Origin of the sequence: Thioalkalivibrio sp. ALE17, from assembly GCF_000425605.1 — a bacterium.
In the GTDB taxonomy this organism is placed as follows: Bacteria; Pseudomonadota; Gammaproteobacteria; order Ectothiorhodospirales; family Ectothiorhodospiraceae; genus Thioalkalivibrio.
The window spans coordinates 57,654-75,324 of the sequence record NZ_AUDT01000009.1 but is presented as its reverse complement, the minus strand read 5'-3'; the positions used below and the strand labels follow the sequence as shown (position 1 = coordinate 75,324).

At 66.6% G+C, this 17,671-nt stretch carries 17 protein-coding genes and 4 tRNA genes; all 21 read right to left on the bottom strand.

The annotated features are described in order from the left end of the window. Positions 1 to 212 precede the first annotated feature (212 nt). The 21 genes from H609_RS0108180 to prmB all read right to left on the bottom strand — a co-directional run bounded on the left by H609_RS0108180 (position 213) and on the right by prmB (position 17,590). A tRNA-Asp gene (locus H609_RS0108180) sits at positions 213 to 289 on the bottom strand. Positions 290 to 325: 36 nt separating this feature from the next. Beyond that, positions 326 to 401 (bottom strand) — tRNA-Val (locus H609_RS0108175). Positions 402 to 412: 11 nt separating this feature from the next. After that, the gene (locus H609_RS0108170) at positions 413 to 685 is read right to left on the bottom strand and encodes an HU family DNA-binding protein (RefSeq protein ID WP_017940837.1); all 273 of its coding nucleotides are present in this window, start codon (positions 683 to 685) and stop codon (positions 413 to 415) included. A gap of 260 nt (positions 686 to 945) precedes the next feature. After that, the gene (gene lon / locus H609_RS0108165; RefSeq protein ID WP_018876937.1) at positions 946 to 3,411 is read right to left on the bottom strand and encodes an endopeptidase La; all 2,466 of its coding nucleotides are present in this window, start codon (positions 3,409 to 3,411) and stop codon (positions 946 to 948) included. An 82-nt stretch (positions 3,412 to 3,493) separates the two neighbouring features. Beyond that, the gene (gene clpX / locus H609_RS0108160; RefSeq protein ID WP_018867496.1) at positions 3,494 to 4,774 is read right to left on the bottom strand and encodes an ATP-dependent Clp protease ATP-binding subunit ClpX; all 1,281 of its coding nucleotides are present in this window, start codon (positions 4,772 to 4,774) and stop codon (positions 3,494 to 3,496) included. A 148-nt stretch (positions 4,775 to 4,922) separates the two neighbouring features. Further along, positions 4,923 to 5,564 (bottom strand): ATP-dependent Clp endopeptidase proteolytic subunit ClpP, encoded by a 642-nt coding sequence (clpP, locus tag H609_RS0108155; RefSeq protein WP_018867497.1) that lies wholly within the window; start codon positions 5,562 to 5,564, stop codon positions 4,923 to 4,925. Further along, entirely contained in the window at positions 5,561 to 6,868 is a 1,308-nt protein-coding gene (gene tig / locus H609_RS0108150; RefSeq protein ID WP_026279296.1) for a trigger factor, read from the bottom strand. The genes clpP and tig overlap by 4 nt, the downstream gene beginning before the upstream one ends. Positions 6,869 to 6,950: 82 nt before the next feature. Further along, positions 6,951 to 7,037, bottom strand: a tRNA-Leu gene (locus H609_RS0108145). Between the two features lie 122 nt (positions 7,038 to 7,159). Further along, positions 7,160 to 7,235: transfer RNA gene (locus tag H609_RS0108140), tRNA-Lys, on the bottom strand. A 139-nt stretch (positions 7,236 to 7,374) separates the two neighbouring features. Then, positions 7,375 to 8,643 carry a YeeE/YedE family protein gene (locus H609_RS0108135; RefSeq protein ID WP_028484713.1) on the bottom strand — a complete coding sequence of 423 codons (1,269 nt, stop codon included), beginning with the start codon at positions 8,641 to 8,643 and terminating at the stop codon, positions 7,375 to 7,377. Between the two features lie 138 nt (positions 8,644 to 8,781). After that, complete coding sequence (gene queC / locus H609_RS0108130; protein WP_028484712.1) at positions 8,782 to 9,468, bottom strand: 7-cyano-7-deazaguanine synthase QueC; 687 nt, start codon at positions 9,466 to 9,468, stop codon at positions 8,782 to 8,784. A gap of 1 nt (position 9,469) precedes the next feature. Beyond that, positions 9,470 to 10,165 carry a 7-carboxy-7-deazaguanine synthase QueE gene (gene queE / locus H609_RS0108125; RefSeq protein WP_018867501.1) on the bottom strand — a complete coding sequence of 232 codons (696 nt, stop codon included), beginning with the start codon at positions 10,163 to 10,165 and terminating at the stop codon, positions 9,470 to 9,472. Continuing rightward, positions 10,162 to 10,911, bottom strand: coding sequence for a tol-pal system protein YbgF (gene ybgF / locus H609_RS0108120; protein ID WP_018867502.1), 750 nt, complete (start codon positions 10,909 to 10,911; stop codon positions 10,162 to 10,164). The genes queE and ybgF overlap by 4 nt, the downstream gene beginning before the upstream one ends. A gap of 121 nt (positions 10,912 to 11,032) precedes the next feature. Further along, positions 11,033 to 11,587 carry a peptidoglycan-associated lipoprotein Pal gene (gene pal / locus H609_RS0108115; protein ID WP_018867503.1) on the bottom strand — a complete coding sequence of 185 codons (555 nt, stop codon included), beginning with the start codon at positions 11,585 to 11,587 and terminating at the stop codon, positions 11,033 to 11,035. 45 nt (positions 11,588 to 11,632) lie between these two features. Then, positions 11,633 to 12,919, bottom strand: a complete 1,287-nt coding sequence (gene tolB, locus H609_RS0108110) for a Tol-Pal system beta propeller repeat protein TolB (RefSeq protein ID WP_028484711.1) — start codon at positions 12,917 to 12,919, stop codon at positions 11,633 to 11,635. Between the two features lie 34 nt (positions 12,920 to 12,953). Continuing rightward, complete coding sequence (gene tolA / locus H609_RS0108105; protein WP_028484710.1) at positions 12,954 to 13,967, bottom strand: cell envelope integrity protein TolA; 1,014 nt, start codon at positions 13,965 to 13,967, stop codon at positions 12,954 to 12,956. Positions 13,968 to 13,977: 10 nt separating this feature from the next. Beyond that, positions 13,978 to 14,430 (bottom strand): protein TolR, encoded by a 453-nt coding sequence (gene tolR / locus H609_RS0108100; protein WP_018867506.1) that lies wholly within the window; start codon positions 14,428 to 14,430, stop codon positions 13,978 to 13,980. Between the two features lie 3 nt (positions 14,431 to 14,433). Next, a complete protein-coding gene (tolQ, locus tag H609_RS0108095; RefSeq protein WP_018867507.1) occupies positions 14,434 to 15,108 on the bottom strand; it encodes a protein TolQ in 675 nt (224 codons plus the stop codon). A 32-nt stretch (positions 15,109 to 15,140) separates the two neighbouring features. Next, positions 15,141 to 15,560 (bottom strand): tol-pal system-associated acyl-CoA thioesterase, encoded by a 420-nt coding sequence (ybgC, locus tag H609_RS0108090; protein ID WP_018878520.1) that lies wholly within the window; start codon positions 15,558 to 15,560, stop codon positions 15,141 to 15,143. Continuing rightward, the gene (gene ruvB / locus H609_RS0108085) at positions 15,557 to 16,600 is read right to left on the bottom strand and encodes a Holliday junction branch migration DNA helicase RuvB (protein WP_018867509.1); all 1,044 of its coding nucleotides are present in this window, start codon (positions 16,598 to 16,600) and stop codon (positions 15,557 to 15,559) included. Before ruvB ends, ybgC begins: the two co-directional genes overlap by 4 nt. A gap of 96 nt (positions 16,601 to 16,696) precedes the next feature. Then, positions 16,697 to 17,590, bottom strand: a complete 894-nt coding sequence (gene prmB, locus H609_RS0108080) for a 50S ribosomal protein L3 N(5)-glutamine methyltransferase (protein WP_018878522.1) — start codon at positions 17,588 to 17,590, stop codon at positions 16,697 to 16,699. Positions 17,591 to 17,671 lie beyond the last annotated feature (81 nt).

Below are 17,671 nucleotides of genomic sequence, written 5' to 3'. Positions count from 1 at the left end.
AGCGATCCGCGGGAAGGACAGAGCATCGTAGGATTGGAAGGATGAAGTTGTGTCAGGGGGGGGCAAGCCGCGTGTTGCCGCGGCCCCGAATTCCTTGCCCTTCTCCGCGTCCTTCGTGTTCTCTGTGGTGCAAACGCCCTTGACCTTCTTTGCTCCTGGATCGCAATAGCCAAGAAAAGAAAAAGGCGCCACAAGGGCGCCTTTCTCGGAGATGGCGGAGCGGACGGGACTCGAACCCGCGACCCCCGGCGTGACAGGCCGGTATTCTAACCAGCTGAACTACCGCTCCGTATTCTTGCAGTGCAACCAGGGTCAGGGTTGCACTTGGTGGGTGCTGACGGGTTCGAACCGCCGACATTCGCCTTGTAAGGGCGACGCTCTACCAACTGAGCTAAGCACCCGATAAAGCGCGCTAGTTTACTCGATCCTTGAGCGCTTTACCAGCCTTGAACGAAGGCGTTTTCGAAGCGGCGATCTGGATGGTCTGACCGGTACGCGGGTTACGACCGGTGCGGGCCTCACGCTCGCGCACCAGGAAGGTACCGAAGCCGACAAGGGAGACCTGGTCACCCTTGGCGAGGGTGTCGCCAACAACACTTACCATGGCATCCACGATCCGGCCGGCCTGGGCCTTGGGGACATCGGCTTCCGCCGCGATCGCGTCGATCAGTTCGGATTTATTCATGAAGCGCTTCCTTATCTCAGTGGTGACTCAGGCTTTCTGCCGGACTGGGCCTAGCTTACACCAGCCGGAGGCCTTTTCTCCATGGCCCCGCAACTGCCCTCGGCGAGAAATCAGGTGATGCGGATGGGGTTATAGCAAGCCCCCGGAAAACGAGTCAAACGCGATCTCCTGACCGCCCCCGCACGGGTGTGATCCCGTGCACAAAAAAACCGCGGGGCCCGGTCTGCGGGTCCCCGCGGTTTCCGTCCGTTTACAGACGGTTAGTGATGCCGAACCCGGCGGCGGCCGGATTCCTTGGCCGGCTTGACGACTTCCTCGACCTTTTCCGGGGTCTCGCCCGCCTTGCCGTCCGGCATGTGCGTCAGCGCCACCTCCAGGACCTCGTCGATCCAGCGCACCGGGCGAATATCGAGCTTCTGCTTGATGTTCTTCGGGATGTCGACCAGATCCTTCTCGTTTTCTTCGGGGATCAGGACCGTGCGGATCCCGCCGCGATGGGCGGCCAGCAGCTTCTCCTTCAGCCCGCCGATCGGGAGGACCTGACCGCGCAGGGTGATCTCCCCGGTCATCGCCACATCCGCTCGCACCGGGATCCCGGTCAGTGCCGAGACGATCGCGGTGCACATGCCGATACCGGCAGATGGTCCGTCCTTGGGCGTCGCACCCTCCGGCACGTGGATATGCAGGTCCTTCTTCTCGTGGAAGTTTTCCTCCAGCCCCAGGGCCTCGGCACGCGAGCGCACCACGGTCAGCGCCGCGTGGATGGATTCCTGCATCACGTCGCCAAGCTTGCCGGTCTGCTGGGTCTTGCCCTTGCCCGGGACCACGCTGGCCTCGATAGTCAGCAGCTCGCCCCCGACCTCGGTCCAGGCCAGACCGGTCACCTGACCGATCTGATCGTTCTCCTCGGCCAGGCCGAAGCGGAAACGGCGCACGCCCAGGTACTTCTCCAGCGTCTTCGGTGTCACCGACGTGGTCCGCGCACGCTCCTTCTCGCTGGCCAGCAGGCGCTGCTTGGCCACCTTGCGGCAGACCTTGGCGATCTCGCGCTCCAGCGAGCGCACACCGGCCTCCCGGGTGTAATAGCGCACGATGTCGCGCACCGCCGCATCGGAGATCTGGATCTCGGCCGGCTTCAGGCCATTGGCCTTGATCTGCTTGTCGAGCAGGTAGTTGTGGGCGATGTTGACCTTCTCGTCCTCGGTGTAGCCGGACAGCCGGATGACCTCCATGCGATCCAGCAGCGGCCCGGGGATGTGCATGCTGTTGGCCGTGGCCACGAACATCACGTCGGACAGGTCAAAATCGACCTCCAGGTAGTGGTCGCTGAAGGTGTGGTTCTGCTCCGGATCCAGCACCTCGAGCATGGCCGAGGCGGGGTCGCCGCGGAAATCCATCGCCATCTTGTCGATCTCGTCGAGCAGGAACAGCGGGTTGCGCACCCCGACCTTGGCCAGGTTCTGGATGATCTTGCCCGGCAGCGAGCCGATGTAGGTGCGACGGTGGCCGCGGATCTCGGCCTCGTCACGCACCCCGCCCAGCGCCATGCGCATGAACTTGCGGTTGGTCGCACGGGCGATGGACTGGCCCAGCGAGGTCTTGCCGACGCCGGGCGGGCCCACCAGGCACAGGATCGGGCCCTTCAGCTTGCGCACTCGCGACTGCACGGCGAGGTACTCGAGGATGCGTTCCTTGACCTCTTCCAGGCCGTAGTGGTCCTCGTTGAGGATCTTCTCGGCACGCGCCAGATCCTTGCTGACCCGGGTCTTCTTCTTCCACGGGACATTGACCAGCCAGTCGATGTAGCTGCGCACGACGGTGGCCTCGGCCGACATCGGCGACATCATCTTCAGCTTGTTCAGCTCGGCGGTGGCCTTCTTCTTGGCCTCCTCCGGCATCCCGGCCTTCTCGATCTTCTCGGCCAGGTCTTCCTGTTCGTTCGGCGCGTCCTCGAGGTCGCCCAGCTCCTTCTGAATGGCCTTCATCTGCTCATTCAGGTAGTACTCGCGCTGGGACTTCTCCATCTGCTGCTTCACGCGGCCGCGGATCTTCTTCTCGATCTGCAGCACGTCCATCTCGCCCTCGATCTTGGCGACCAGGTGCTCCAGGCGTTCGCGCACATTGGCGATCTCGAGGACCTGCTGCTTCTCCTCGAGCTTCAGGGACATGTGCGCGGCGATGGTATCGGCCAGGCGCGAGGTGTCGTCGATCCCGGCCAGCGAAGTCAGGATCTCCGGCGGGACCTTCTTGTTCAGCTTGATGTACTGCTCGAACTGGTTCAGCGCGGAGCGGCCGAGGACCTCGAGTTCCTTGTCCTCGGTGTCGTATTCCTCGTCGATCAGGCGAATGTCGGAGACGAAGTAGTCCTCCTCCTTCTCCGCATCGCCGGTGGTGGAAACATCCATCACGCGGGCGCGCTGGGCCCCCTCCACCAGCACCTTGATGGTGCCGTCGGGCAGGCGCAGCAGTTGCAGGATGTTGCCCAGGGTACCGATATCGTGCAGATCGCCGGCTTCGGGTTCGTCGACCTCGGCGCTCTTCTGGGCGACCAGCAGGACCTGCTTGTTCTCGGCCATGGCCGAATCCAGCGCGCGGATCGACTTCTCGCGACCCACGAACAGCGGGATGACCATGTGCGGATAGACCACGACATCGCGCAGCGGCAGCACCGCGACGCGCTTGACGGGGGAGTCCACCTCGTTCTGGGAGGAGTGGGTATCGGTCATGTTGCCCCCTCAGGGCTGGACGAATGTACAGGAGGAAGTGGGGGCGGCGGCGCCCATTTCAAGGGCGCCGCAACACTTCCGCTCAGGAATCCGCGGCCGCCTGCTTCTTGGCGAACGAGTCGTTCTCGTACACCAGATACGGTTCGGCATCGCCGCGGATCACCGCCTCGTCGATCACCACCTTGCTGACGCCTTCCATGGAAGGCAGCTCGTACATGGTGTCGAGCAGGATGTTCTCCATGATGGTGCGCAGGCCACGCGCCCCGGTCTTGCGCTCCATCGCCTTGTGGGCGATCGCGGACAGGGCGTCGTCGCGGAACTCCAGCTCCACCCCTTCCATCTCGAACAGACGGGCATACTGCTTGACCAGGGCGTTCTTGGGCTGGGTCAGGATGGTGATCAGCGCGTCCTCGTCCAGCTCGTCCAGGGTCGCCTGCACCGGCAGGCGCCCCACGAACTCGGGGATCAGGCCATAGCGCACCAGGTCGTCGGCCTCCAGCTGCTTGAGCCACTGGCCACCGGACTTGGCCGCCTCGGTGGTACGCAGCTCGGCGCCAAAGCCGATGCCGCCCTTCTCGGCGCGCTGCTGGATGACCTTCTCCAGCCCGGAGAAGGCCCCGCCGCAGATGAACAGGATGTTGCTGGTATCGACCTGCAGAAACTCCTGCTGCGGGTGCTTGCGCCCGCCCTGCGGCGGGACCGAGGCGGTGGTGCCCTCGATCAGCTTCAGCAACGCCTGCTGCACACCCTCGCCCGAGACGTCACGGGTGATGGAGGGGTTGTCCGACTTGCGCGAGACCTTGTCGATCTCGTCGATGTAGACGATGCCGTTCTCGGCCTTCTCCACATCGTAGTCGCACTTCTGCAGCAGCTTCTGGATGATGTTCTCGACATCCTCGCCCACGTAACCGGCCTCGGTCAGCGTGGTCGCGTCGGCGATGGTAAACGGGACGTTCAGTACTCGCGCCAGCGTCTCGGCCAGCAGCGTCTTGCCGGAGCCGGTCGGGCCGATCAGCATGATGTTCGACTTGGACAGCTCGACATCGTCCTTGCCGGCCTTGGCCTGCAGACGCTTGTAGTGGTTGTACACCGCGACCGAGAGGATCTTCTTCGCGGAGTTCTGGCCGATCACGTAGTCGTCCAGGATCGCGCGGATCTCGTGCGGGGTCGGGAGGGAATCCCGCTCGGTGTGGCCGGCCTCCTGCATCTCCTCGCGGATGATGTCATTGCACAGCTCGACGCACTCGTCGCAGATGAATACGGATGGCCCGGCGATCAGCTTGCGCACCTCGTGCTGACTCTTTCCGCAGAAAGAACAGTACAGGAGCTTGCCGTCGGCGGAGGGGGTGGTTTCGTCGCTCATCCGTTTGCCTCGGTTGCGATTTCAGTGTTCTTCAAAACATGCCCCGTTTGCCTGTGAGTTGCAAACGGGCCAAGCAGAAGTCCGGTATTGAGGCCCCGCCCCGGAGCCGGTCTCCGGGGCGCGGTTGCGATCGGCGCGGACGAGGGGATCAGTCGTCCGCGGAGTTGCGGTGGGTCAGGACGTGGTCGACCAGGCCGTATTCCTTGGCGTCGGTCGCGGTCATGAAGCGGTCGCGATCGGTGTCCTGCTCGATCTTCTCGATCGGCTGGCCGGTGTGGTGGGCCAGTACGCGGTTCAGCTCGTCGCGGATCTTCAGGATCTCGCGGGCATGGATATCGATATCCGACGCCTGACCCTGAAAGCCGCCCAGCGGCTGGTGGATCATCACCCGCGAGTGCGGCAGCGTATGGCGCTTGCCGGGGGCCCCGCCCGCCAGCAGAACAGCGCCCATGCTCGCGGCCTGGCCCACGCACAGCGTGCTGACCTCGGGCTTGATGAACTGCATGGTGTCGTAGATCGCCATGCCAGCGGTGACCGCGCCCCCCGGGGAGTTGATGTACAGGCTGATCTCCTTGTCCGGGTTCTCCGACTCGAGGAACAGCAGCTGAGCCACGATCACGTTGGCCATGTAGTCCTCGACCGGACCCACACAGAAGATGACCCGGTCCTTCAGCAGACGGGAATAGATGTCGTAGGCGCGCTCGCCGCGGGCGGTCTGTTCGACCACCATCGGGACCAGGTTCAGGCCCTGGGCATGCTGCGCACCCTGGTCGGCCATGTCGTGGCTCATTCAGTCGACTCCTTGTTCGGATTCATGACGTCCTGGAAGCTGGTTTCCTTCTCGGTGACCTTGGCCTGCTCGACCACCCAGTCGACCACCTGGTCTTCCAGCACCAGCGACTCCAGGTTGCTCTTGGCCTGGGGATTGGAGCGGTAGTAGTTCTTCACCTCTTCCGGGTCCTCGTAGGTCGCGGCCATCTCCTCGAGATCGCGCTCGACGCGCTCGGCGTCCACCTCGAACCCCTTCTGGTCGATGATCGCACGCAGGGCCAGCCCCAGGCGGACGCGGCGCTTCGCCTCGTCCTCGAACAGGCTGTCCGGCAGCGGCTGGGTCTGCTCGGCACCCCCGAAACGCTTCTCGGCTTCCTCGCGCAGACGGTTGATCTCCGACTTCACCAGGGCGTCCGGCAGGTCGAAGTCGTGCTTGTCGACCACGGCCTCCAGGACCTGCTGCTTTACCCGGCCCTTCAGGGCCTGACGCAGTTCCCGCTCCATATTGGACCGCACATCAGCGCGAAGTTTCTCCACCGAGCCGTCCTCGATGCCGAATTTCTTCGCGAACTCTTCGTCGACCTCCGGCAGCTTGGGCCCCTCGACCTGCTTGATGGTCAGGGCGAACTGCGCGGTCTGGCCCTTCAGGTTCTCCGCCGGGTAATCCTCGGGGAAGGTGACGTCGATGGTCGGCTCCTCGCCGGCCTTCACGCCCTTGAGCTGCTTCTCGAAGCTCTCGATCAGGCGCCCGGCGCCGACCTCGACCTGGAAGTCCTCGGCCTTGCCGCCCTCGAACTCCTCGCCGTTCAGGGTGCCGACGAAGTCCAGGGTGACACGGTCGCCCTTCTTCGCCTTGCGCTTGACCTCGGCCCACTCCTTGTTCTGCTCGCGCAGCGAGTCAATCACGCGGTCGATGTCCTCGTCCGCCACCTCGGCCTTCGGCCGCTCGATCTCGACGTCGGCGAAGTCGGCCACCTGCACCTCCGGGAACACCTGGAAGCTGGCGGTGAACTCGATGGCGTCGCCGCCCTCCAGGCTGGTCGGCTCGATGCTCGGGTTACCGGCCGGTTCCAGGCCCTCCTGCTGCACCGCCTCGCGGTAGCTCTCCTGCAGGACCTCGCTCAGCACCTCCTGGTAGACGCCGGTGCCATAGCGCTGGCGCACCACCTTCAGCGGGACCTTGCCCGGGCGAAACCCGTCCAGCTTGACCCGCTTGGCCAGGGACTTCAGGCGGTTGTCGACCTCGGTGTCGACCCGCTCGGAGGGGACCTGGATGGTCATCTTGCGTTCCAGGTTGCCGGTGGCTTCAACAGAAACTTGCATGGAGGGCCTCGTCATAGTTCGGATATCGGTCATCCCTGCCGATCGCAGTGGTAACCTTCATGGCGTTGGGAAATGCGGACTGTGGTGCGAAAGGAGAGACTCGAACTCTCACGGGTTTTACCCCACTGGGACCTAAACCCAGCGCGTCTACCAGTTCCGCCACTTTCGCGATCTTGCAGAAAACTCTTGTTGTGTTCGCGCGTTAGCCGCGCATTCTAGCGTGTTCCCCGCCCACAAACACAAAAGGCCCGTATGAACGGGCCCTTGTGCCGGCGCGGGGACCGGAGAAAATGGTGGGTCGTGTAGGATTCGAACCTACGACCAATTGGTTAAAAGCCAACTGCTCTACCAACTGAGCTAACGACCCTTTTCGGTTTGGCCGGCGGCGACCCCGCGGGTCGCCCTGGCCGAGCTGCAAAACCGAAGGCCCGGGATCACCGGGCCTCCAGTGCCGCGTAGTTTACGGCGCGGCGGGGAAAACGCAAGGCGCCCCCGCCGCTACGCCATCAGATGGCTTCCAGCTTGCGCATGCCACCCGGCAGCAGCTTCATGTCCACCAGCGAGGTGATCAGCGCCTTGCCGAAGGAGGCCTCGTCTTCGTAGACCATCTTGTAGTACTGGATCTTCATGGTCAGCGCGGCCCCGAAGACGATCATAATGAAGGTCAGGAAGCCGCCCAGCGCGAGCGTGGAGATCCCGGTGATGCCCTGACCGATGGTGCAGCCCATCGCCAGCACGCCACCGAAGCCCATCAGGATCGCGCCGATGAAGTGGTTCACGAAGTCGCGCACCGAGGCGAACCACTCGAAGCGGAACGCACGGGTAACCAGGGCCCAGAAGAAGGAGCCGAGGATCACGCCGGCCAGCGCCATCACGCCGAAGTACAGCACGGTGTTGTCAAACCCGCTCGACACGTAACGCAGGCTCTGGCCCATCGGATTGATGAAGGTGAACGACTGGTTGGCCCACGGGGCACTCTCGGACGGGCGCTCACCCGCGTCTGCATCGGCCACGAAGTCCCAATCGGCCACGTAGGCCTGCGGGGTATAGGTGTCCATGCCATCGTCGATCTGGATGTTGCTGGTCAGCCACCAGGCGCCGAGCACCATCAGGCCGATCACCAGACCGCCCAGGATGTTGTCAAAGCTCTTGCGGAAGTCCGCGGCCTTGAAGATCAGGGCCAGCAGCAGCACGCCGATCACCGCGCCCAGCACCAGGCGGGCGGTCAGGCCGTTCTCTTCGCCGGCCACCAGGGTACCCAGGTCCTGGCCCGCCGGGGTGGAGATGGCCAGCGCGGTGGTCCAGTCCATGAACAGCAGGGAATAGAGGGTATCGGAAGTACCCGGCAGCGGGCGCACCATGTAGTAGGCGATGATCGCGATCACGATCAGCACCATCAGCGACTTGATGTTGCCGCCACCGACGCGCACCAGGGTCTTGTTCCCGCAGCCGGAGGCGTAGGTCATGCCGATCCCGAACAGGAAGCCGCCCAGGGCATGCTCGACCCACTGGAACTCGCTCATGCGGTAGTTCGGGAAGGAACCGTCGGCGCTCAGCACCCCGAAGAACTCGAGGATGGCCACGCCCAGCATGGCCACGGCGATCGCTAGCAGCCAGGAGCGCATACGCCCGGTATCACCCATGTTCACCCAGTCGGAGACGGCGCCCATGGTGCAGAAGTTGGTCTTGTTCGCCACGGCCCCCATGATGAAGGCGAGGATGAACGCCCCACCGAGGAACGCCATCGCGGCAGTTGAAAAACTGGAGAATTCCATCACGTATCCTCTCGACGAAAGATTTCAGGGCAGGCCTGCACCCACGGGGTGCGCAGCATACATCGGACGCTAGACGAGATCGAGCCCGTTTTCATTCCTGCGGGAACGAACATGCAGCCGGCGGGCTGCCGGCGGGCATCACGCGGGGATATAGCGGGTCGGGTCCGGCACGCCGGCCGCAGCAAAGCCCTCGCGCCGGATGCGGCAACTGTCGCAGCGGCCGCAGGCGCGCCCCTCGGCATCGGCCTGATAGCAGCTGACCGTGTGGCGGTAGTCCACCCCGAGCTCGCTGCCCGCCCGGATGATCTCGGCCTTGGACAGGTGCATCAGCGGCGCCCGCACCTCCCAGGGCGTGCACTCGACCCCGCTGCGGGTGGCCACCCGGGCCAGGTCGCGGAACGCGTCGATGAAGGCCGGACGGCAATCCGGATAACCGGAATAGTCCACCGCATTGGCGCCGACGTAGAGCAGCCGCGCGTCCAGGGTCTCGGCCAGCCCCAGGGCCAGGGCCAGAAACACCGTGTTGCGCGCCGGCACGTAGGTCACCGGGATGCCCTCGGTCGGCGCGGTCGGTACGTCGATCGCCGTGTCTGTCAGCGCCGAGCCGCCGATGGCGCTCAGGTCCACCGCCACCACGCGGTGGTCGGTCACGCCCTGGTCCGCGGCGACCCGCCGCGCAGCCTCCAGCTCGGTCCGGTGGCGCTGTCCATAGTCAATGGACAGGGCATGGCACTCCAGGCCTTCGGCGCGCGCCATGGCCAGGCAGGTCGCCGAGTCGAGCCCGCCCGAGAGCAGCACCACGGCCTGTTCCGCGCGTTCGTTCATATCAGCGGCCCGGCTGATCGCCCCAGAGGAGCTTGTGCAGCTGCACCTGAAAGCGTACCGGCACACGTTCGGCCACGATCCAGTCAGCCAGGGTCCGCGGCTCCAGTTCGCCGAACACGGGCGAGAACAGGACCTCGACCTCCGGGTCCAGCCCCAGGCGCTCGAGCTCGGCCCGGGCCCAGTCAAAGTCTGCGCGCCCGGCCAGCACGAACTTCAGCTGGTCCCCGGCCTTCAGCCGCGGAATGTTATCGGGGAGGTTGCGTTCGGCCTCCTTCGAGCCCGGTGCCTTCCAGTCCATCACGATGGCGACCCGGGGGTCGACACCGGCGATGTCCATCGCCCCGCTGGTCTCCAGCGACACCGTGAACCCGGCGTCGCATAGTGCCTCCAGCAGCGGCAGGCAGCCCGGCTGGGCCAGGGGTTCACCACCGGTCACGCAGACATGCCGCACCCCGGTGCGCCCGACCCAGTCGAGGACCGTCGGCAACATCAGCGCCTCGCCGCCCTCGAAGGCGTATTCGCTGTCGCACCAGCGGCAGCGCAGCGGGCAACCGGTCAGGCGCACGAAGGCCGTGGGCCAGCCGACCTGCGCCGCCTCGCCCTGCAGCGAGACAAACATCTCGCTGATCCGCAGCCGCACCGACGCCGGGTCGACGACCCCCGAGCCACGGGCGTCACGCAACGGGGCGGTGGTCATTGGGCGCGATCGATCCGCTGCAGGCGTTCGCGGGCCAGGCGGTCCAGTGTCGTACCGCCATAGTCGGCACGCACTGCCTCCAGGGCCTCGCGGGCCGCATCGAAGTCCTCCAGCTCGTAGTGGGAGTACCCGATCTTCAGCAGTGCATCCCCACTCTTGTCGCTTTCGGGGAAATCCTCGCGCAGGCGCTGGAAGTCCTCGAGCGCCGCCTCGAATTCGCCGCTGGCGTACTTCGCCTCCGCCAGCCAGTACCACGCATTCGCGGTAAAGCTCCCCTCGGGGTAATCCTCGATGAAACGCTCCAGCTTGCGCATGGCGGTGGCGTAATCACCGGCCATCAGGTCGTCAAAGGCCTCCTGATAGGCGGCCTGCTCGTCGGCCTCCGGCAGATCCAGCTCGACCACCTCCTCGCGCGGGGTTGCGTCCGGCACCGGGGCCCCGCCCTCGACGGCGGCCACGCGCTCGTCCAGGTGGCGGAACTGGTCGCGCTGACGGGTACTGAGGCGGTTCACCTCGTGGCGCAGGGTCTCCACCTCCCCGCGCAGTTCGCGCAGGTCCCGGTTCAGCGACTCGGAGACCTGCAGCAGCTCGTTCATCGCGCTGGAGTCCAGCACGCGTTCGATACGGTCCAGGCGCCGATCCAGCTGGCGGATCTGCGACTGGGTCGCGAACACGGTGTCGTCCTGCGCCCCGGCGGTCCCCGGCATCAGAGCCAGCGGGGTCAGGACAAAGGCCGCGGCCAGCATGGCCGCCAGGAACGGCCCCGGGCGCGCCGGGTTCCGAAACAGAAATGCCCCCGAGGGGGCATCTCCGCAAGACGTACTGAACATCGATCGCATCTGGCTTCCCGGGTTTACCTACCCTGACTCAGCGCCGGGATTCGTAGACGAGCTCGACCCGGCGGTTCTTGGCCCAGGCCTCCTCGTTCTGCTGGAAGGCCACCGGCATCTCCTCACCATAACTGATGACCTCGAGCTGGTCATCCGAGGCGCCGTTCAGATTCAGCACCCGCCGCACGGACTGCGCACGGCGTTCGCCCAGGGCCAGGTTGTATTCGCGGGTGCCGCGCTCATCCGTATGCCCCTCCAGGCGCATGCGCGCGCCGGGGTTCTCCGCCAGGTAGGCCGCGTGGGCCTCCAGCATCGGCATGAATTCGGACTTCACCTCGTCACGGTCGAAGTCGAAGTAGACCAGGCGCTCGGCCAGCGGACTGTCCGGGTCGTCCAGGGCGGCGGCATCGAACTCCCGGTCGCGACCGATACCACGGGCCTCGGCGGCCTCGCGTTCGGCCCGCTCCTGCTCGGCGGCACGTTCGCGCTCGGCGGCACGCTCGGCATCCTCGGCATCGCGGGTCGGAGTGGCACAAGCCGACAGGGCCGCGATCACCACGGCGGCAAGGGTCAGACGAAACGCGTTGTTCATGGTGTTGGTTCCTCGAAAGAAGGTGACAGTCAAAGGGTCCGAAAATCAGTTCAGGGGTGACCAGGCCGGCTCGCGCACCTCGCCTTCGCGGGCGGCCAGACGCTGGTGCACTTGGCCGTCGCGGCTGACGGAACCGAGCACGCCCCGCCCCCCGTCGGTCATGGCATACAGGATCATGCTGCCATTGGGGGCAAAGCTTGGCGACTCTGCATCGCGTCCGTCCGTGAGGCGCGTCACACGGCGGTCATCCAGATCGAGGCGGGCCAGCTGAAATCCGCCGTCACCCCCATGGACATACACCAGCGACCGCCCGTCCGGCGAGATGGTGGCGGCGGCCGCGTAGCCGCTCTCGAAGGTCAGACGCCGCGCATTCCCGCCGCCGGCTGGCTGGGCGTAGATCTGCGGGGCCCCCGCGCGGTCGGAGGTGAAATAGATCGTCTCGCCGTCCGGCGACCAGACCGGCTCGGTCTCGATCGCGCTGGAACGCGTCAGCTGCCGCAGCTCCCCGGAGGCCAGGTCCATCACATAGATATTCGGCGAGCCGTCGCGCGACAGGCTCAGCGCCAGTTGGCGACCGTCCGGGGACCAGGCCGGGGCACTGTTGATCCCGGTGAAGCTGGCGATGCGCGAACGCTCGCCGGTCTCCACATTCTGGCGAAAGACCTCGGAACGGCGGTTCTCGAACGAGACGTAGACCAGCTCGCGGCCATCCGGGGACCAGTCGGGCGACATGATCGGATCCTCGGAGCGGAACAGGGTGCGCGGATTGGCCCCGTCGGAATCGGCCACCTCCAGTCGGAACTCGCGCGAGTCGTTCTGGCGCTCGACACTGACGAACGCGATACGCGCGCTGAAGGCGCCCGGGTCGCCGGTGATCTGTTCGTAGACGATGTCCGATACGCGGTGGGCGCCCCTCCGGAGCATGTCCGCCGGCACCGGGATGCGCCAGCCACCCAGGCGCTCCTCCGCCAGCACGTCGAACACGTGGAACTCCACGATCACGTTGTCCCCGTCCGGGCGCTTGGAGCCCACCACCAGGTACTCCATGCCGGCGTCGGCCCAGGGCTGCGCGATGAAGTCGGCCGGGCCCGAGGGGGCCCGCGGCAGCCCCTCGCGCTCGACCTCGAACAGACCGCTACGGGTCAGATTCGCGGCCAGGATTCGCCCCACATCCTCGTCCGGGCGGCCCTCGCCCTCCCAGGTGAACGGTGCGACCGCGACCGGAATGGCCCCGGTCACACCCTCGGTCACGGTCACTTCCAGCACCGCGTGAGCCTGCGCCGACCACAGCAGCGCCAGCCCCAGCAGCATCGCGTGAATCATTCGTTGCATGGTGTTCCTCGTGGCCCGGTTGGGAGCGGGCCGGTCAGTCGGGCTCGAAACGGATGCGCACCCCGCCGCGCACGGCATCCGCGTCGGGCGGACGCGGCAGCGAGGACAAACGGTCCATGGTCTGGCGGACCGATTCGCAGAAGGCGGACCCGCCCGAGCAGCTCTCGATATCGAAATTGATGATACGCCCGGTCTCGTTGACACGCACGAGAACAATGGCACGGTCCGACGCATCCAGACCCGAGGGCTGGCGCCAGCGCCGCTGCACCACCGACTGCACCTGGGCACGCCATTCGTTCAGCTCCTGGTCCAGCTGCGCCTGGCGCTCGGCAGCCTCGCGTTGCGCCTGTGCCTCGGCCAGACGTTCGCGCTCGCGCTCCATCGCCTCGCGCCGGCGCTGCTCTTCCAGTTCACGCTCCTGCTCGGCGCGACGCTCGGCCTCCTCCCGCTCGCGGCGTTCGGCCTCCTCGCGTTCGCGCCGCTCCGCCTCTTCCCGCGCCTGGCGCTCCGCCTCCTCGCGCTCCCGCCGCTCCTGTTCGATCCGTTCCCGCTCGGCCTCGGCCTCGCGCCGCGCCTGCTCTGCGGCCTCGCGTTCCTGGCGAATGCGCTCGCGCTCGGCCTCGGCCTCCTCGCGTGCGCGGCGCCGCTCTTCCTCCGCCTCCCGGCGCGCCTGCTCGGCCTCCTCCAGCGCCTGCTGGCGCGCGCGCTCGGCTTCCTCGCGGCGGCGCTGTTCCTCGGCCTGGCGACGTTCCTCCTCGCGCCGGGCCTGCTCCTCGGCACGGCGGCGCTCCTCTTCCGCGCGCAGCTCCTCCGCGATTCGTTCCTGTTCCGCCACCTCGCGCTGGTGCTCGACGCGGTCGAAGGTCTCGGCATCCACCGCGACCGCGTCGATCACCTCGATATCTTCCTGCACCGCGATCTCCACCGCCGCCCGGGTCGAGGTCGGCGACACCAGGCTCACGTTCAGCAGCAACGCCGCGAACAGCACCCCGTGCAGGATCAGGACGAGGAGCAGGCTGAGGGGGTGACGGCGCAGGAGCTCGAACACGGCGTGTGGCTCAGTCCTGGTTGTTACGTGGCGGTTCGGTGATCAAGCCGACACGACCGCCCCCGGCGCGCTGGAGGGCGACCATTGCATCGATCACCCGGCCGTAGTCCACGTTGCGGTCCCCGCGCACGAAGGTCTGGGTGCCCGGATTCTCGGCGAGGAACTCGCGCACGATCTCGGTCATCTCCTGCGGCGCCAGCGGCTCGTTCACGTACGGGCCCTGGTTCAGGCTCATGGCCCCGGAAGCATCCACGGTGACCACCAGTGGCTCGGCCGCGGATGGATCCTCGTCCAGGGCCTCGGCATCGGCCTCCGGCAGATCGACCTCCACCCCCTGCTGCAGCATGGGGGCGGTGATCATGAAGATGATCAGCAGGACCAGCATCACGTCGATGAACGGCACGACGTTGATCTGCGACATGGGCCGCCGCAGGCGGCGGCTGTTGCGACGCGACTCGGCCATGGTTCAGGCCGGCGCCCCGGCGGCGCCCTCGGCCGGCTTACCCGCGCCCTGGCGGTTCAGCAGGGCCACGAACTCGTCGCTGAAGTTCTCCAGGCGCGAGGCCACGCGATCGACGTCCCCGGCAAAGCGGTTGTAGGCGATGACCGCCGGGATGGCCGCGAACAGGCCCAGCGCGGTCGCGATCAGCGCCTCGGCGATCCCCGGGGCGACCATGGCGAGTGTGGCCTGCTGCACCCCGGAGAGCCCGAGAAATGCATGCATGATGCCCCACACGGTCCCGAACAGGCCGATGTACGGGCTGGTGGAGCCAACCGTGGCCAGGAATTGCAGGTAGCGCTCCATCTCGTCGGTCTCGCGGGCGATGGCCACGCGCATCGCGCGATGGGCCGGCTCGCCGGCCACCATGCCGTGCTGGCGGGCACGCAGGAATTCCTTGAAGCCGGAGGAGAACACGTGCTCCATGCCGGACATCTCGGACTTGCGGCGTACGCCCTCGTACAGGTGCGAGAGGTCCGCGCCCGACCAGAACCGTTCCTCGAACTCGTCGCTGGCCCGCTGGGCCGCGTTCAGCGAGCGCGCCTTGATGATGATCACCAGCCAGGAGAGTACCGAGGCGATCACCAGGATCACCATGACCAGCTGCACGATCAGACTGGCGTCCATGATCAGCTGGTACATCGAAAAGTCCACTGTCACTTGTCCATCTCCCGTTATGCCGTTGTTCCGTCCGCCGCCCGCATCGCGCGCGCCACTTCATCGGGGATCGCCACCGGCGCCTGCCGGGCCATATCGACACAGGCAATGGCGACCTCGCCGGTTGCCAGCGCCGTCGCCTCGCGCTGCACGACCTGCGCGAACTCCACGCTGGCGCGACGCATGCGCGTGACCCGGCAGGTGACCGTCAGGGCCTCGTTGAAATGCGCGGGACGCTGCATCTCCACAGCCAGACGCCGCACGGCGAACACAATTCCATACTCGGACCGCAGCCGGTCCTGCTCGAAGCCGAGGGCACGCAGCCATTCGGTACGCGCGCGCTCCATGAATTTCAGGTAATTGGCGTGATAGACCACGCCGCCGGCGTCGGTATCCTCGTAGTACACCCGCACCGGCCACTCGAATGCTGCGGTCATGGCTGGCGCGGGCCCTCCGCCGCGGGCGTCAGCAGATCGCCCTCGTCCATCCGGGTCAGGCCGAACATCGCCAGGGTACGCCGGGTCGCCTGGCGCCCGCGCGGAGTGCGCTGCAGGTAGCCCTGCTGAATCAGGAAGGGCTCGACCACATCCTCCAGCGTGCCACGGTCCTCGTTCATCGCCGTGGCCAGGCTCTCGACCCCGACCGGGCCACCGTCGAACTTCTCCACCAGCACCTCCAGCAGGCGACGGTCCTGGGCATCCAGCCCGGAGGCATCGATCGCCAGCAGGTCGAGCGCCTGCGCCGCCACGTTGTGGGTCACCACGCCATCGGCCCGGACCTGGGCGAAATCCCGTACCCGCCGCAGCAGGCGGTTGGCCAGCCGCGGCGTGCCGCGGCCCCGGCGGGCGATCTCCGCGGCCCCCTCGGCCTCGATCCCCACGCCCAGCAAACCGGCCGCGCGATCCACAATATGCGCGAGATCGGTGACAGTGTAATGATCGAGACGCTGCACGATACCGAACCGGTCACGTAACGGGGCCGAAAGCAGCCCCGCGCGGGTGGTCGCGCCCACCAGCGTGAACGGCGGCAGGTCCACCTTGATCGAGCGCGCCGCCGGGCCCTCGCCGATCACGATGTCCAGCTGGCCGTCCTCCAGGGCCGGATACAGCACCTCTTCCACCACCGTCGGCAGGCGGTGGATCTCGTCGACGAACAGGACATCGCGCGGCTCCAGGGCCGTCAGGATGGCGGCCAGGTCACCGGCGCGTTCCAGTACCGGACCAGAGGTCTGGCGCAGGCCTACGCCGAGTTCGTTGGCGACGATGTGCGCCAGCGTGGTCTTGCCCAGCCCGGGCGGGCCGGCGACCAGGGTGTGATCCAGGGCCTCGTCGCGCCGGCGGGCGGCCTCGATGAACAGCCCCAGCTGCTCGACTACGCGGGGCTGGCCGGTGTAGTCCGCGAGCCGCTTCGGGCGCAGGCTGACCTCGGCCCGCTCTTCCTCGGACCGACTCTGCATATCCACCAGACGTGATTCCATAGCCCCGCAGTATGCATCGCCACCGGTGCCGTTTACAGGGCCGTCCGGCGGGTTTTCGGATTCGCGTGCGTTCGAGCGTTCCCGCCCGTAGCGCCGTCAGGCGCCGGGGAGATCGCGGGCGTAGACCAGGAACACCCCGTGCCCGCCCGCCTCGAACTCCAGCCAGATCAGCGGCAGGTCCGGGAAGGCCGCCTCCACCGCGGCCTGACTGTTGCCGACCTCGACGATCAGCACGCCGTCTTCCGTCAGGTGTTCGCGGGCCCCGTCCAGGATGCGGCGCACGATATCCAGTCCGTCGCCGCCGGCGGCCAGCCCCAGCGCGGGTTCGTGACGGTATTCGTCCGGCAGGGCCGCCATGTCCTCGGCATCCACGTATGGGGGGTTGGACACAATCAGCTCGTAGCGATCCCCGGGTTCCAGCCCGTCGAACACGTCGGACTGCACAGCGCGCACCTGATCGCCCACCCGGTGGCGCTCGATGTTGATCCCCGCCACCGCCAGCGCATCCGTCGACACATCCGCCAGATCCACCCGCGCCTGCGGCAGCGCCAGGGCCATTGCAATCCCGATACACCCGCCCCCGGTGCACAGATCCAGCGCGCGGGTCACGCCATCGGGGTCGACCCAGGGCTCGAAGCCTGCGGCAATCAGCTCGGCCAGCGGCGAGCGCGGCACCAGCACGCGCTCGTCGACATAGAACGGCAATCCGGCGAACCAGGCCTCGCGGGTCAGATAGGCCGCGGGCTTGCGCGTGGCGACCCGCTCGCGCAGCACCGCGACCACCCGCGTGCGCTCGACCTCGCTCAGGCGGGCATCCCACCAGGACTCGGGCAGATCCAGCGGCAGATGCAGGGTGTGCAGTACCAGCCAGGCGGCCTCGTCGAAGGCGTTGTCGGTGCCATGCCCGAAGCTCAGGCCGGCGCCGCGAAACTGACTGGCGCCGAAGCGAATGAAGTCGCGCAGGCTGCGCAATCCGGTGGTCGAATCCATGCCCGGTCTTTCCGTTACGTGCGAGGGCGGTCATCATACCGTCTCGCTACCGCCCTGTACGTAACCCACCCACGGACTCCG